Origin of the sequence: Thermophagus sp. OGC60D27 (genome assembly GCF_052400625.1) — a bacterium.
Classification (GTDB): domain Bacteria; phylum Bacteroidota; class Bacteroidia; order Bacteroidales; family Marinilabiliaceae; genus Thermophagus.
This window is the reverse complement of the sequence record NZ_JBQTGH010000005.1, coordinates 104,467-122,395: the sequence shown is the minus strand read 5'-3', so window position 1 is coordinate 122,395 and position 17,929 is coordinate 104,467. Positions and strand designations below refer to the sequence as shown.

1 protein-coding gene is annotated in these 17,929 nt (G+C 47.0%); it reads left to right on the top strand.

Annotation, left to right across the window (positions count from 1 at the left end):
* Positions 1-119 precede the first annotated feature (119 nt).
* Complete coding sequence (locus ACT29H_RS07700; protein ID WP_444821038.1) at positions 120-17,912, top strand: PKD domain-containing protein; 17,793 nt, start codon at positions 120-122, stop codon at positions 17,910-17,912.
* The last annotated feature ends 17 nt before the right edge of the window (positions 17,913-17,929 follow it).

Here is a 17,929-nt window from a genome sequence, read left to right as displayed (position 1 = left end):
GATAATCCACTTCTGACAAATATTATTTTTCCATTCTACGGTTCTGTATATGGGCCGGCTCAGTATGTAGGTTTACTGTTTTACTAACCCCAGTAATAGGGATTAAATAATATACGCGGATGAGGAAAGGTTTACAAAAAATTAAAATATTTTCTCCCTTTTTGTTTCTCAAGAGCATTCTGCTTTTGACTGTATTTTTCGTTTCTGTTGAGAATATTACAGGTCAGAACCCAATCGTTTGTTCAGGCGGAACCCTAACCGGAGCAGATGTGCTGGATGCAATGGGCGTTTCAGGAGCAGACAGGTTAGTGGGAAATTTCTCCCTTACTTCTACGACACCTCCTGGTGGTGAAACAACCATAACGATAACCGATGGTGCAGACAATGAGAGTGATAGCTTTTCCGGCTTTGATGTCTCTGTTTATTCAGAATATGAAATCCATTACGACGGTGGCTCCGGCTATGATGTAACTTATCAAGTTGTCGCTTCTCCTCCCACCGTTAGTTTATCAACAATAGATCCGTCAAGTGTATGTGTTGGTGATGAGGTTTCCATTGATATCACTCTAATTGGTTCGGGGATTTGGAATGTTTATCTGGATGAAACCTCATTGGGCGTAAGTAGTTACACTTTGAGTGCCAGTGGTTCTGGTACCACTCATCGGTTAAATTTTACTTTAAGTTCTAATTCCACTTTTGAAATTACCTCGGTGGTGGCCTATGGTAATAGTAATTGCTCTGTTGATCCTGCTGATTTGCCGTCCCCTCTATCATTTTCTGTGCTACCCGACCCTTCTGCTCAATCAGTAACCGGAACTAACGGATGCGATCCGGCATCGCTTAATGATATTACTTTGTTAAGTTCTGAGGTTGGCGTTGAATATTACATTGTTTATAATGATGGTAGCTCCATCTCTGAAGTGTCCGGTACCCGATGGACCGGCGATGGAGGGGCACATATTTTTCCCGGTGTTAATGATGGAACAGGAGAGTATTATGTGGTGGCAATGGGATGTCATGGAGAAGTTAAGATGGGAGGATCATTTTATATCAGTACGCCTCCTGCGACTACCCCTTCCATAAGTTCTTCCAGCCCTGCATGTCCGGGCACCGACCTTATAATTGATAATACTGAAGGTTCGGATGTGCAATATTATTTGTTGAGGGATGGTTCCAGAACCGGTGCTTATAAAAATGGGAACAATGGGGCCATTACTTTTGGTGGTTTAACTACACCTGGAACTTATACCATAGAAGCCGAACGACATGACTGCGTTGTTGCCATCCCCGGCTCGTTTGAGATTCAGGCATTACCCTCATTTTTCACTCTTTCGGCCAATCAAACTTCCTATTGTGCCGGAACCACTCCTACTGGTGTTGAACTTTCTCTTGCTGGTTCTGAGTCGGCGATCCAATATCAGCTTCAAAGGAATGACGGATCCGGGTTTTCTGATTTGGGGTCACCGGTAATCGGTGATGGGAATGCTTTATCGTGGGTCAATATCTCTGAGGGGGCATATCGTGTGGTGGCTTCATCAACGGCGGGGTGTTCAACCATTATGTCCGGAACACCAGTGATTGTTGAATATGATCCTCCTACTGCTGTTATTACCTCTAGCTCACCCAATAGCCGATGTGAAGGTTCTTCCGTTGATTTCAATATTAATGTTACCCTTACAGGAACCCAGCCTTTTAGTTTTGATATCATCAACAATGTGGATGGGAGTGTCATTTCTGTTTCGAATTATTTCTTCAATACCTATTCGGTATCGGTAGACCCATCAACAGATATTATATATACGTTAACCAATCTTACTGATGCTTCGGGTTGTGACCCGGTAATGGATGTGGGGCAAACCCAGTTTTTTGTTCGTCCCGCTCCTGTATTTACCTTTGATGCAAGTCCGAATCCTGTTTCTACTGTTTCGGGGACTTCAACTACCAGTGTATGTGTGGGAAGTGAGGTGACTTTGGATGTTAATGTTTCCAATTCGTCTGGACCCTTTGACTATGTTTGGAGTAGTGGTAGTGCTTTTGGGACCACTAAGTCGGTTTCATTTAATCCCAATACCACCAGAACTTACGATGTTACTATCGAAAATGAATTTGGATGTACCGCCACCCGTCAGATTGAGGTGATTGTGAATCCTCTTCCTACGGTAGATTTTGAACCTGATGGAGGAGATTATGATGTTTGTATTAATGGCGGAGACGTAGAGCTGATTCCGGATGCCCCAAACACCGGTGGTAATTTTTCGGGTACAGGAGTGTCTGGTAATTTCTTTGATCCTGTCACGGCAGGTGTCGGTCGACATTCCATTACCTATACTTTTACCAATACTTCCACAGGATGTGAGAATAATATAACAAAAGACCTTGATGTTAATCCCGAACCGAATGTTAATGTTCAGGGAAATCCTACCGATTATTGTTATGGTGATGGGGCTGTTACCATCGGTAGTATCCCACAAAATAGTAATGGTGTTTGGACCATAGTGGGAGGTACAAGACCTTGGTTTAATGATAACGGTAATGGAACAGCAAGTCTTGATGTGGATTTAGCTATTGATTTGACAGGTGGTGGTAGTTTTGATCTGGTTTATCAATATACAGATCCTAGTACTAGTTGTACCGCGGAAGATATCCTTACTGTTGATTTGCATCCCGACCTGGCCGATGAAATTGAATTTGAATATAGCTTGTCCACAGCTGGAGCCGGGGATCCATGGAATGCCTTTCCGGCAGGTGATCTGACGGTGTGCCAGACTGAGGCCCCCATTAACCTACGGGGCATCTTTGATGATACCGGAGCGGTGATTGGAGATGGTCATTTTTCTGGTCCCGGAGTTACTGATACTGGTTCAGGAACCGCTCAATTTGATCCTTCGGTGGCTGGAAATGGAAATCATACCATAACATATACTTATACCGATCCGGCCACGACTTGTTCCGGAACCATTACTCATACGGTTCAAATAGGTACAACCTTGGAATTCCCGGGATTGAATCCTCTTTATTGTGCTTCCGATGGTCCCATAAGTGTGTATGGGGATGAAGTCCCGGCCAGTGGGGTTAGCGGAACTCTGGCAATATTTGATAATACCAATCCTGCCAGCCCGAGCCTGATTTATTCCCAGGCTAATAACTCTTCTGCCAATCCTTTTTCTTTCGATCCCTCAGCAGAAGGATCGGGTGAATATCTTTTCCGATTTACCTATAATGATGGACTTTGTGATAATATCATTGAGGAGGTGGTTACCGTAGCGGCTGCGATCAATGCATCCTTTACAATCAATGCGCCTTCAACTCAGTTCTGTGAAACTCAGGGGCCGGTAGAACTGGTGCCTAGCCAAGGAGGGGGTACGTTTTCGATCAATACTTCTTCGGGGGGCGGAGTGGCAGGCTATTATTTTAATCCCTCGCATCCCGATGTGATACCCGGAAATACTTATACCATCACTTATACCATAAATACAGGCTCTTGTACAGACTCCTATTCAATGAATGTTAGTGTTATCTCTGTACCTACCCTTGATATTTCAGGCCTTAGTGGCGATTATTGCGATAACGACGGCGGACCTTTTTTAATTGAACCCAACAATGGTGGTATTGCCGGTGCCGTATATACTTTCTCAACCACATTAAATGCTGTTGGACGATCCCCGCTCTATTATGATGATGGAAGCGATACCACTCATGTGGCATCCTACACATATACCGGTGCATCGGGCGATCCACTCTTTTTCGATCCGGTGCAGGCGGGCTATGGAACCTATACGATTACTTATACCTTTGATAATACGGCCAACACCGGTTGTATTACCTCTGTCTCCCGAACGGTCACAGTTCATGAAACACCGGGAGTCACCTTTGCCGGAATGGCCGATCCTGTTGAATACTGCCAGTCCGATGCGCCTGTGACCTTGCAAGGCAGTTTTGTAGGAGGCGGTTTCACCGGTGAGGGAAATTTCTTCGGTGCCGGGATAAATAATGCTACACCGGATGACGGGGTGGCAGAGTTTGATCCCTCTTCGGTAATTCCGGGTGATCATCCTATACAATATGTGTATTACGATCCTGTTACCGGATGTAATTCTGAAAAGACCAAAACCTTTACCGTTAAGGAGACCCCTGCTGTCTATAACGTAACGCCTAATAGTTCTACCTCTGCTCATCCGGGGCATTTTTGTCCGGGTGACAATGTGGAAATTGGTGTGGATGATTCTCAGGATGGTGTTGATTATCTGTTGATTCGAAATGGGAATATAGCCTCTCCTGTGGAAACAATTTCCGGAAATGCCAGTGTCGGAGCAATTACTTTTTCTCCGGTGAATGTACCGGGTGATTATACCGTACTTGCCATTTGGCCATCACCATCAGGCTGTTCACAATGGATGAACGGAACGGTGGAAGTTCGTGAAAACAATGTTACTGCTTCTTACACCAAACAAAATGTCTCTTGTCCCGGTGATACCAATGGGAAAATAACTGTTTCTGCTTCTGGTGGTAGCGGTCCTTACTGGTTCTATCTGTATAATGATGCGGCATTATCGTCTCTGGTGGACGATAATAATTCAGGGAATTTTTCAGGACTTAGTGCACAAGTTTATTATGTTCAAATAGAAGATGCCATCGGGTGTATGCTTCCTGCTCCGGTGGAAGTAAATATTTCCGAACCTGCTTCCGGGTTGTCTGTCACCACCGATAGTTCACCATCCGGATGTGCCGGATGTACTGCCGGTGTTGACTGTGAGGGCGAGGCTTGGGTGACTATAGCTGACGGTACTGCTTTTGCCGATCTTATCACATATCCTTCAGGGTATGATGTGCAATGGACCGATGGCAGTGGTAGTTCGGTGACCGCAACGGGAGATGGTACCGCCATTGAAAAAATGCCCGCAGGTTTCTATACTGTTCGGGTTACCGATGCTAATGGTTGTTGGATTGAGGAGGTGATCGAGATTGAATCTGTGCCGGCCATCACACTGACAGAGGTGAGTCGTAGCCACGTCTCCTGCCATGGTGCCGCAACCGGTCAACTGGTGGTGGAAGCAGCCGGTGGAGACCCTGCTGTTGAGTATCAGTTTTCCATTGATGGGGTCAACTGGTTAAACCCCGATGTTGCCGGAGGTAATCAAAGAACTTTTGCGGGGCTTACTGCCGGAACTTACAATGTGTTTGTTCGGGATCTTCATTATCCTCGGTGCGAATATCAACTGGGAACAGCCATCGTTATTTCTGAACCTTCGGCGCTGTCGATTTCAGAAGTTGTAAGTTCTCATTCAGATGTGGATTGTTACGGCAATGCAACAGGTCAGTTTGAAGTGGTGGCTGCCGGTGGTAGTGGTTCTTTCGAATATTCTTTGAATGGTGGAGCTTTTGGTGCAGACAAAATCTTCACCGGTCTTATGGCCGGTTCGTATAGTGTAACAGTCAGAGATATAAATGGTTGTACGGCGGCATTGGCAATGCCTGTGGAAATTACTCAGCCTGCTCAGTTGAGTATTACCAATACGTCAACTACGCCTGTTTCTTGTATGTCGGGGAATGATGGGGCTATTGCTATTACAGCCAACGGAGGAGACGGTAATTATGTTTACTCTATTACTGCAGGACCCGAAACAAGGCCCAATCAAACATTAAATACTTTTGACTTACTCCCGGCCGGAACCTATGATGTGTCGGTTACGGATGGAAATAGTTGTGTTGCAACTTATTCCGGAATTGTGGTTGATGAACCGTCATCCGCAATGGCGCTCTCTGCAACCGTCATTCAAAATGTTTTATGTCGAGGCGGAAACAGCGGAGCTCTTTCTGTCTCTGCTTCCGGAGGTTCTGGGAATTATGAATTTAGTATCGACGGAGGAACTACTTGGGTGACCAACAACACCAATAGTTATATCTTTGATAATTTGGTGGCAGGTTCCTACACCATTGATGTTCGGGATGATAATGGATGTATGGCCAATACTTCCGAAACCATCAGTCAGCCGGCCTCTGTCTTTTCGCTGAGCGCTGCAGTAGACAAAGATGTTACCTGTTATGATGGCAATGACGGTGAGATTACTGTCGAGGGAACCGGAGGGTCGTCGTCATCGGGAGTTAATTATGTTTTGTACAAAAATATTTCGGGTTCATGGGTAATGCAAGCTACCTCTTCTAACGGAACTGGAGCTTCCCATACCTTTACCGGCCTTTCTGCCGGAGATTACCGGGTTGAGGCTTGGGACAACAGTGGTGCCTGGAATGGGGATTATTGTTCCGACTTTGTGGAAGTGACTGTTGATCAGCCATCCGCTGATATTCAAATCAATACCATTAATATTAATCATGTTACCACAACCGGTGGAAACGATGGCTCCGTTGAAATAGAAATTTTGGGTGGGAGTGGTTCTTACAGCTCTATTACCTGGAGTGGAACGGAAGAGAGTACCGGTAATCCTGTAGGCGGGTTGGTGAATAATGTCTATGTTCAACCGAACCTGGTAGCCGGAACTTATAGTGTGGAGGTGACAGATGCGTTGGGTTGCACGGTGACCTCTGATCCAATTGTGGTTACCGATCCGGATTCACCTTTAGGATTGAGCATCTCAACCGGTGAGCCCGGCCCATGTTACAATGCCACCAATGGAACCATTAGCTTAACGGCAACCGGTGGTGTGACTCCTTATACTTCTATTACGTTAAGTAGAATGGGGACGGTGATTGCTCCAACCTCTTCAGGAAGTGATTTTGCCAACTATAGCAATTTGGGTGAAGGTACCTATGAGGCTGAAGTTGTGGATAATGCAGGTACTTCCTATACGGAGACCATCACCTTTAACCTCCCTGATGCTTTGAATCTTAACTTTGCTATTGATCATGATGTTACTTGCGCAGGGGCTTCTGATGGATCCATAACTTTCAGTGTGACAGGTGGTACCCCTGATGCCTCCGTGACGCCTAACACTTATGATTATTTCATCATACCATCTGTGGGCGGTGTTATTTCCGGAACTGTTGATGCGGGTGGCGATGAGACGGTTGCAACTTTGTCTGCGGGGACCGATTACCTGTTGAGAATAGTTGATGATTTGGGATGTATTGTGGAGACGACATTTGATATTAATGAACCGGATCCTATCACTTTTGATATTGACTCTGAAAATCTTTCCTGCTACGGCAGTGGCGATGGAGAGATCTCTGTCACCAATGTGGATGGCGGATGGGGCAGCAACTACAGTTATGCCTGGGAGGTTTACAACGGAACCGGTTGGGATCCTTATCCTTCTTCAGGGCAGGCTACTACGCCTACTGTTAATAATCTTCCTGTTGGCACCTACCGGGTAGTGGTGACCGGTAATCTTCATGGATGTACTGCTACCTCTGCCGGCATTCAGATAACTCAACCGGAAGATTTGGAGCTTATACTCTCCGGACAAAAAGATATTACTACCTGTTATGGTGATAATTCGGGTGAAGTGACGTTGAGGGTTGAAGGTGGCAGTGGTCCTTATGATCTTACAGGTAGTGCTGCTCATCTGAACTGGTCGGGAACCGGAACTTTTGTAGCTACCGGACTTTCGGCAGGCATCAACAATTTTAACGTCGAGGACGCGCATGGATGTACAGCCACTTCTTCAGCCACTATCCAGGAACCGAATCAATTGGTGGTTACAGGAGTGGATGCTAAAATAGAATGTGAATCAGACGGTTCAGGTGGTGAATTGGAGCTGGAACTTTCCGGTGGCGTGGTTAACGGTTTGGGTGAATACTCTTATCGGATAGAACTTATCCATCAGGTTACAGGAAACAGCCTGGTGTGGATTCGCAGCTCTTCAACCCAACCTCTCGTCATCAATGATATTACCGGCATTCCGGAAGGGAACTATGATCTTTTTATCACTGATGCGAACTCTTCTAATCCCTCCGGATGCATCTATACGGATGTTGTTAGCTTCTCTTATATTGATATCCAGGCAGTTGTTGACCATGTCTCATGTTTCGGTGCTTCCGATGGCGCAATTGATATCACTATCAGCGGAGGATCAGGTAATTATACTTATCAGTGGAATAAGGATGGCGAAGCTGCTATTTATGCCAGTAATCAGGATTTAAGTGGTTTAACCAGTGGAAGCTACGTTTTGACACTGACAGATGTTGACCGGGGTTGCACACTGGTTCGTACGTATAAAGTTGACAATGGGAAAACGCTTTATTTGGATGCTTCGGTTATACCGGTAAGTTGCAATGGTGGAGCCAATGGAGCCATCATCGTGGATGATGTGGTTAATGCGGTTCCTCCCGTTGCCTATTATCTGGATGGCGTCGCAGACATCGATAATGATGGTCAGTGGACCGGCCTCACCGCGGGCACCTATCAGGTTACTGCTATAGATGCTGATGGTTGCGAAGCGTCGGGAAGTTTTTATGTACCACAACCTTTGAGTATCGATTTTTCATTGAGTACTTCACTTGAATGTTCCGCTGGTTATTCCAGATCGATTACGTTGAGTGGTCTGACCGGTGGCACAGCACCATACTCTTTTACCTGGAGTGGTCCGGGAGGATTTACACAGGTGTCGGATGAGGAAATTTCGGATATTACTGTTGGAGGTACTTATAGCGTGACCGTAACCGATCACAGGAATTGTTCTGTTACCAAGAGTATTACAGTGTTTGGCAAACCTGTTCTTACTGCCCTGACCACACCTGTCAAGTGTAATGGCGGCAGCAATGGAATTATTAATTTGACCGTTTCGGGTGGTAGTGCTAATTACACTTATAGTTGGGACGATCCTTCTTCCTCCGTTTCTCAGGACTTGAGTGGATTGCTTGCCGGAAACTATCAAGTGGTGGTGACCGATCATTCTCAGATCTGTGCCGTTAGCGGTAATCCTTATACAGCTACTTTAGCGGTAGAGGTAACGGAACCTGCTCCTTTTGTAATCGATAGCTATATCTCTCATGTTGATTGTGGAGGTGTAACCCCCAATGGAGAAATTAACATTACCTCTATTTCAGGAGGATCAGGAAGCTATACCCTCACTTGGGATGCATCACCCTATATAACCCAAGGTGACTGGCATCAAACCGACCTTCCCGGTGGGGAATATACGGTGGTTATTACGGATGCCGATGGATGCTCCGTAACCCGAAGCTTTACGGTGGATGAGCCTGATCCACTTAGTTTTATCCTTGATGTGGATCCATCCAATTGTTTGCAGGAGAATTCAATTACTATTACGTCGCCTTCCGGCGGTACCGGCAGTTATGAATATATTTGGGCAGGGCCCGGTGTGGATACCTCTTCTTCTTTCCTGACCACCCAAACCAATCTTCCCGGTGGGGAATATACCGTGACTATGGTGGATGTGGGAAATGCACATAACTGCAACATTAGTAAGTCGGTAACTCTTTCCAAACCATTGAATGCGACCCATACCGTTAAGTCGGAAACCTGTCCGGGGGCTAACAACGGTGCTATTAATCTTACTGTTATTGGTGGTGTTTCTCCGTACACTTATAGTTGGTCAACTTCCGATGGAAGCGGCCTGTCAGTTACAGAGGAAGACCAAAGTGGTTTGTCTGCCGGTACCTATGAGGTGGTCATTACCGACAGTAATCCTGACGGACCATGTTCCATTACCATCTCTGATATTGAGGTGGAGGTTGCGAATACCATTTCTATTGGAAGTGATATAACGCATGTCCGTTGCTTCGGTGCCTCTACGGGCGCTATTAATATTAATGTGACCGGTGGTTCCGGGGCATACAGCTATATTTGGAATGGTCCTGATGGGTTTAATTCTGTTAACCAGAATATCTCAGGATTGAAGGCCGGTAGTTATACGGTCGTGGTGACCGATGTTATTGACGGGACTTCCTGTTCTGTTACCCGTACCTTTGCGATTAACGAGCCTGCCACGCCTATCGTGGTTACAGATGTTTCTGTGGATAGCGTTAAATGTCGGGGTGCTGCAACCGGTGCCATCGACATCACGGTGGGTGGCGGAACGGGCCCATACAGTTTCCAATGGACCGGCCCGGGAATAATACCTGATCCCACATTAGAAGATTTGAACAACATACGTTCCGGCGATTACAATGTTGTGATCACTGATGCCAACGGCTGTATCCTGGATTATTCCGGCGCTTATGGGACAACAATAAATGTTCCGCAACCTGATGAGGCTTTGTCCGTTGCTCTCGTCCATGTGGATCATGTCACCACCACCGGTGGCGATGACGGCGCCATAGAGGTGGATGTTGAGGGCGGAACCGGTTCATATACCATTCTTTGGTTCGATGATAGTGGTAATCCGGTTGCCGGAAGCGATGGTCTTGAGGTGGTTAATAACCTGGAGGCAGGAACTTACCGGGTTTATGTGGAGGATGAATATGGATGCTCCGATGAAATTCTTAACATTGTTGTTACGGAACCCAATGCATTGCTCGAACTTGTGATCAGTAAACGTAGTGTCGGAAAATGTAATGGCGACGGAAATGGTGAGATTACCGTTGACATGATAGGCGGTACTTTGCCTTATCAATCCATTACCTTGTACGATGGTTCCGGACAAGTTGATCAGGTCACCAATCAAAACAATGTTGTATTTTCCGGGTTGGCGGCCGGCGATTATGAAGTGTCAGGGATAGATGCAAATGGGGTTGAAGTTAGAAAAGAAGTTACCCTGTTGCAGCCAACAGCACTTCAATTGAATGCCACTGTTTCGCAACAGGTGGAATGCTACAGCGCCACTACCGGAATTATTGAAATTTCGGTAGGAGGAGGAGTCGCTGATGAAATTGGTGGCAATTATTATGTGACGCTTAGCGGTGGGCCTTTTGGTACCGCAGACAATTATTCACCCACCTCAGGTGAAGTATTCACATTCAGTAATCTTCCTGCCGGTTCATATACCGTTAGGGTGATCGACGATAGTAATGTGAATGAAGTTAATTATGACAATGATACTTTTACCGACGGTTATGGCGATGGCCTATATAATATCAACACCGATTGTTATCTCGAACAGAAAATAGTTATTGAACAACCGGAGGCAGAACTGTTGCTGAGCACTGTTACGGGTAGTGAAGAATTGTGTGAGGGCGAATTGCCTATGCTGCAAATTATTACCTCCAACTGGGATGTTGCAGCCAGACCGTTAGAAGTGCAATTAAGTGATGGTGAAACTTATATTGTAAACTCGTCTCCTTATCAGTTCCAACCCAATAATGTGCCGGCGGTGGGTATTACACAATATACTATCACCGGATTTGTGGAACAAGGTACTGCCTGCAATAAAGGGACCGCTTCCGGAACGGCGACCGTAGAAGTTCATCCCTTACCTACCGCCACCATCTTTGGTGATGCAGAACTATGTCTGGGCGAAAGCAGGGATGTGGCCATTGAGCTGACCGGGACCTCCCCCTGGGAGGTGGTGATTTCGGACGGAACCAACAGCTGGAATCAAACTTTTACCGGTACGTTTAACCTCTTTACGGTAACCCCCGCAGCGGATGCTTCATATGAGATATTAAGTGTTTCAGATGTTTATTGTTCCAACACCGGTACAGGTACCGCTAATATTACCGTTCACGAACTGCCTGAAGTGACGCTATCAGGAAATGCAGAAATATGTGAGGGCCAGAGTACCGATCTGACATTCGAATTTACGGCCGGTACCGGACCTTGGACGGTCACCTTCACTGAAAATGGAACTCCGCGAACGGTAGGTCCTATTATTAACAATACATTTGATCTGAGTGTTTCACCTCTTGTGACCACTGATTATGAGCTTGTCAGCTTACAGGATGCCAACGGATGCCAACAGAGCGTTTCCGGCTCTGTGAGGGTTACCGTGCGTCCGTTCCCCGAGCAGCCTGCTCCCATCGTGGGTAACGACATTGTTTGTCAAGGAAGCATTCAGACCTATTCTGTTGATCCGGTGGCCAATGCTACCGGCTATGTATGGTCGTTGCCGACAGGAGCTACCATTCTTTCCGGGGATGGAACACGGGAGATTGAAGTGCAATTTGCCAATGATGCTGTCACTGGTAATATCTCGGTTTATGCCCAGAATAATTGTGGACCCGGCCCCAATAGAACGCTGCAGATTAATGTGGATGAACGACCTCTGACCATCGGTGCCATTGCCGGTCCCGAAGATTTGTGTCAGGGATCCACTGCCATCAGTTATAGTGTAACCCCCGTTGCTGATGCCTCCAAATATAATTGGACGGTCCCCACCGGCTTCTTCATTGTTTCCGGTCAGGGAACTGCCAAAATTGTGGTAGAGCTGGATCCGGCACTGGATGCAACCATCGGTGACATAACCGTTACGCCCGAAAATAACTGTGGAATTTCGGATGTTACCTCGACGCTGGAGGTGGAAGTTCATCCTTTGCCGCAAGCCGATGCAGGAGGAGATCAGCAGGTATGTGGTAATACAACCACCATGTCAGCAGCCGATCCATCCGTCATCAATGCCGACTGGCAAGGGACTTGGGAAGTGGTATCAGGATATGCAGATATCGCATCTCCGAATGATCCGAATACCTCCGTGTCTAATATCAGTAGAGGGGATGTGGTTTTGCGATGGACGGTGACCAATATTGCTTCCGGAAGTAACGGATGTAGTATCAGTGATGAAGTAACGTTACGGAATAATCAACTGACCGTAATTGCTGATGCTGAGAAAACACTGACCTGTGATGCCACCAGTAATCTTTATGCCACACCTATTCCGGCCTATTCCAATACCAGTGGTCGCTGGTCGGTGGAATCGGGAAGTGGAATCTTTGATGATGCTACCTCTCCCTCTACTTCAATCTATGATTTGGCACCCGGTTCCAATATCATTCGATGGACCATTACCCAAAACGGATGCGATAGTTATGCAGAGGTAGAAATCGTGAATGATCAACCCGATCAGGCCGTGATCTACGATCAGGATGTTATTGACTTGTGTAGTGACGATACCATTTTGGTGGCCAATGACCCTGTTGAAGGAATTGGAGTATGGACCGTAGAAAAAGGGCGTGCCACCATTACACCAATCGGAGGCAATGACTATGAGGTTCGGTTGACCAACCTGGCAAGAGGAGAAAATGTCATCCGGTGGACCATCACCAAAAACGGACATTGTTCCACCTTCGATGAAGTGGTGATACGCAATAATCAGCTGGATGTGGAAGCCGGAGACGATTTTACTACTTGCCAGAGTACCGTTCAACTGATGGCTACTGAGCCACCTGCCGGAGTTGTGGGCTACTGGACGGCCTTGGATGCTGCCTCCGGTTCGGCCACCTTTGCCGATGGTACCTCTTATCAAACAGAGGTAAGTGGTTTGGTAAATGGAGACAACCGGTTGAGATGGACACTCTATAAAAACGGTTGTGAAAGCTCCGATGAAATAGTCATTACCAGTATGGCGCCTACTCAAGCGACGGTTGGCAGTGAGCAAAGGATTTGTAAAAGTGATACCGTGCTGTCAGGAAATACACCTGCTGCCTATGAGGTTGGCAGATGGAGCGTGGTACAGGGTAGTGGTGATTTTGTGGATGTTAATGATCCCAAAACAAGAGTGACCAATGTGGGACTAGGCGTGAATATTTACCGTTGGACCATTTTTAATGGCAACTGTTCTTCTTCTGCCGATCTGAAAGTCATCAACCAGCAAGTGGTTGCTTTTGCCGGAAAAGATACCGTATCGTGTAGCCGTTATATCCTTCTGGATGCGGATCCGGTTCCCGCCGGATATTCCGGCCTGTGGACCATTGAACCCGGAAGCGGAGGGGCGGTATTTGACGGTGACGCCGGGAACCCTAATGTAGGGGTGCAGCTGGCCAAAGGAGAAAATATTTTACGTTGGAATGTGGTGCATAATCAGTCGGGTTGTTCTTCTTCTGATGTGGTTAATATTCTGGTTAATACGGTGGATAATGTGGATGCCGGAGGGGATCAGATTATTAACGACGGAAGTGGTGAGGCAACCATGCAGGCCGATTTGCAGGATCGTGCCACCGGGGTGTGGTCCATTATTTCGGGTGGGGGAGATATCCTGGATCCAACAGATCCCACTACCATCATAAGGAATTTGGTGCGAGGACCCAATATTTTCCGATGGACCGTTACAATTGGCAACTGTTCTGCTTATGACGAAGTGCAGGTCACTAACGGTGATGTGATTGAAGCCGAAACCGGACCCGACATCTATACCTGTTCGGATGAGGCCACTATGAATGCCAATGATCCTGAAAACGCTATCGGTAAATGGACGCTGGGACGATTTGGCTCCGGTAAGTTCGAAAATGAGAGAGATCCAAAAACCAGAGTCTACGACATTGGTCCCGGACAAAATGAATTTGTTTGGACCATTTCCTATGGACAGGGAACTTCTTTCTCTTCCGATACAATCATTGTTATTAATAATAGACCCGATGATGCGCGTGCGGGGGCCAACGACTACACCTGTAGTGAATCTTATACCTTACTTGGTAATACCCCTGATGCCGGAATGGGAAGCGTCTCCTGGAAAACTGTTTCCGGAAGCGGGACACTCCTTACGCCCGATCAACCGCAGACCGATGTGGTTGGCCTGTCGCAGGGCGAAAACAGATTCGTCTATACCATTGAAAAAGGCTCCGGTAGTCGGGTGTGTTATTCTACCGACACTGTTACCATTATTAATGGTATTGCGACACAGGCTATTGCCGGAGAAGATCAAACCCTCTGTACCGATAGTGCCAAACTGGAACCCAATATTCCCAATCATGGAACCGGCGAATGGAGAATCCTGGATGGGGCTGCCGAATTTGACGGTAACATGGCGCGCAATATTGCTCGTGGAACCAACCGTTTCTTGTGGGTTATTTCCACCGAATACTGTTCTTCTACCGATACCGTAACCATCGTTAACAACACACCTTCTATCCCCAATGCGGGAAGAGATATCGCGGTTTGTGAAGATAGCGTTGTCCTTTCGGGAAGTTTGGATATTTATCATACCGGTGAATGGAGCCTTATTTCCGGCTCGGGGACTATTGAAGACCCCACTCGGCCCGATACGAAAGTTACCAATCTCGGAGTCGGGGAAAACCGATTCCGATGGACCATCACCAACGGTAATTGTTCCGATTTCGATGATGTCGTAATCAGTAACGATTTCAAAGAGGCCATTATCCGTTATGATGCTTCTACGCCTCTGTGCGTCGATACTACGGCACTCGAAGCCAACAATCCCTCGCCGGGGATCGGTACCTGGGGAATTATTGGGGGCAGTGGATCGGCTGAGTTTGTGGATCCGGAAGATCCCTATACCGTAGTACGAAACCTTCAGCAGGGAGAAAACCTCCTGACCTGGAGTATTACCAACGGTGAGTGTACCGATGTGGATACCGTTCGGATTGTGAATAATCAGCCAACGACTGCCGATGCAGGAGATAATGCTGCCACTTGTGATAACTATGTACACCTCACGGCCAATATTCCGGTGGTGGGTACCGGTAGCTGGACCATTCGAAACGGTGGCGGTAAATTCTCGGCCCTTGATAACCCTTCTGCCAGAGTTGATTCGCTGAAGTTTGGCGCCAATATTTTCCGTTGGACCATCGAGCATGAAGGGTGCCGGTCATTTGATGATGTGCAGATCGACTACAACACCATACAGGCTGAGGTGGGAGATAGCCGCACCATTTGTTCGGATACCGAAATTCTGCAAGGCAATAGTCCATTGCCGGGTACCGGAACCTGGACCGTTGTTGGCGGAACCAGTCAGGCCTATTTCGACGATATCAACAATCCGAATACAACTGTTCGAAACCTGCGTAAAGGGGTCAATAGACTGCGGTGGACAATTAACTACAAAGGATGTCAGACCTATGAAGAGGTTTCCATTACCAACGCTATGCCCAGTACTGCCTATGCCGGTAATACCCAACCTCTCTGTAGCGATGAAACGGTGCTCGATGCTTTAGAGCCTGAAATCGGGACCGGACACTGGGAGGTTATTGCCGGATCGGCCACCATCGCCGGATCGGATATCACCAATCCCAAAGCGGCAGTATCAGGCCTTGCCAAAGGCGAAAATGTTCTTCGTTGGATTGTGGAAAATGGAATATGTCGTTCCTCAGATGAGGTGCTCATATTGAATAACCTGCCTTCCGAACCCTTTGCCGGTGGAGATATTGAGGTGTGCGAACCCAATCATGATCTGAGGGCGCTAACCCCCGAATATGGCTCCGGCCTTTGGTCCATCATTGAAGGTGGTGGCTACATTGCCGATGTGACCGATCCAAGTACCGAGATTAAGAATCTGGTGCCGGGAGTTACCAAACTTAAGTGGACAGTTAGTCAAGGTCAATGTACTCTTTCCGATACCATCGTTATTGAAAATAATACGCCGACTCAGGCCAATGCCGGTCCTGATGTGGCCGATTGTAAAGATTGGGCGCAACTGGATGCCAATCCGGCCCTCTATGGAACCGGAGAATGGTATCTTGTGTCCGGTACCGGATCGTTCCAAAACCCGGGCGATGAGTCTACTCTAATCGAAAATCTTGGGTTTGGTGAAAATATCCTTATGTGGGAGATTTGGAACGGTACGAAATGTTATTCTCGCGATACCGTTAAAATCTTCAATAAGGTGCCCGAACAAAGTGATGCGGGGAACGATAAAACCATTTGTGAAAATTATACCACCCTCAATGGAAATTATCCCCCCGACCCCGCCATCGGTACATGGACCGTGGTGAGTGGGGCCGGAACTTTCGATGATCCCAATTCGCCAAGCTCCATTGTTAGCGATATCGGTTTCGGTGAAAATGTCTTTAAATGGACCATTTCTTACGATGAGTGTAAGACCGAAAGCACGGTTACCGTCAGAAGTAACAAAACCGATGCTTATGCCGGGGAAGATGTGGTGGTTTACGACCCAGAGGCGATTCTTAATGCCAACAATGTTGGTGATTTGGATGCCAAATGGGAAATTGTCGGTGGTACGGGTGATTTTGAGGATGCCACATTCTTTAATACCAGGGTTACCGGACTGAGTGAAGGAACGAATACGTTCCGGTGGACCATCAGTGTGGATGAGTGTGACTCGTATGATGATGTAAGTGTTGAATATCGGCCCACCCCGGATGCTGGGTTTATCACCGATGTGGATGAAGGATGCTGGCCTTTGACCGTTAATTTCATTAATTATTCGGTAGATGTTCAGGAACGTAATTACCATTGGGATTTTGGTGACGGAAACAGCAGTGGTGATCAGAATCCTTCACATACCTTCGACGTAGCCGGTGAATTCCCCGTGGTGCTTACAGTTCCGGGACCCGATGGTACAGAAGGCCGGTATCAAAAGGTTATCCGTGTTTACGATCATCCCGAAGCAGGCTTTAGTGTCATGCCCGAAACGGTTTATGTGCCGGGCGATGAAGTGCGTTTCTTTGACTTGTCAACCGGTGCGGTCAGGTATTTATGGGATTTTGGCGACGGCAACAGCTCAGAGGAAGCGCATCCCGTTCACGAATATGCACAAAGCGGTGTCTATGATGTAACGCTTCATGTCACCAACGAACATGACTGTGTGGATAGTGTGACGGTTGTTGATGCTGTGACCGCCATTTCTCAAGGATTTATTAAGTTCCCTAATGCCTTTAAACCACGACCCGATGGCGGAACGGATAACCGTCCTAATGAAACCAATAATATTTTCAAACCCGTATACAGGGATGTGGATGAATACCATCTTCAAATATTTAACCGATGGGGGCAATTGATTTATGAATCAAGGGATGTAGAAGAAGGATGGAATGGTTTCTATAAAGGCCAGTTAGCGCCTCAGGCGGTTTATGTATGGAAAGTGAGCGGAACTTTCGTCAATGGTCGGGAATTCCGGGATACCGGCACTGTTCTGCTGGTCCGATAAAGGTGACTTTAAAACTC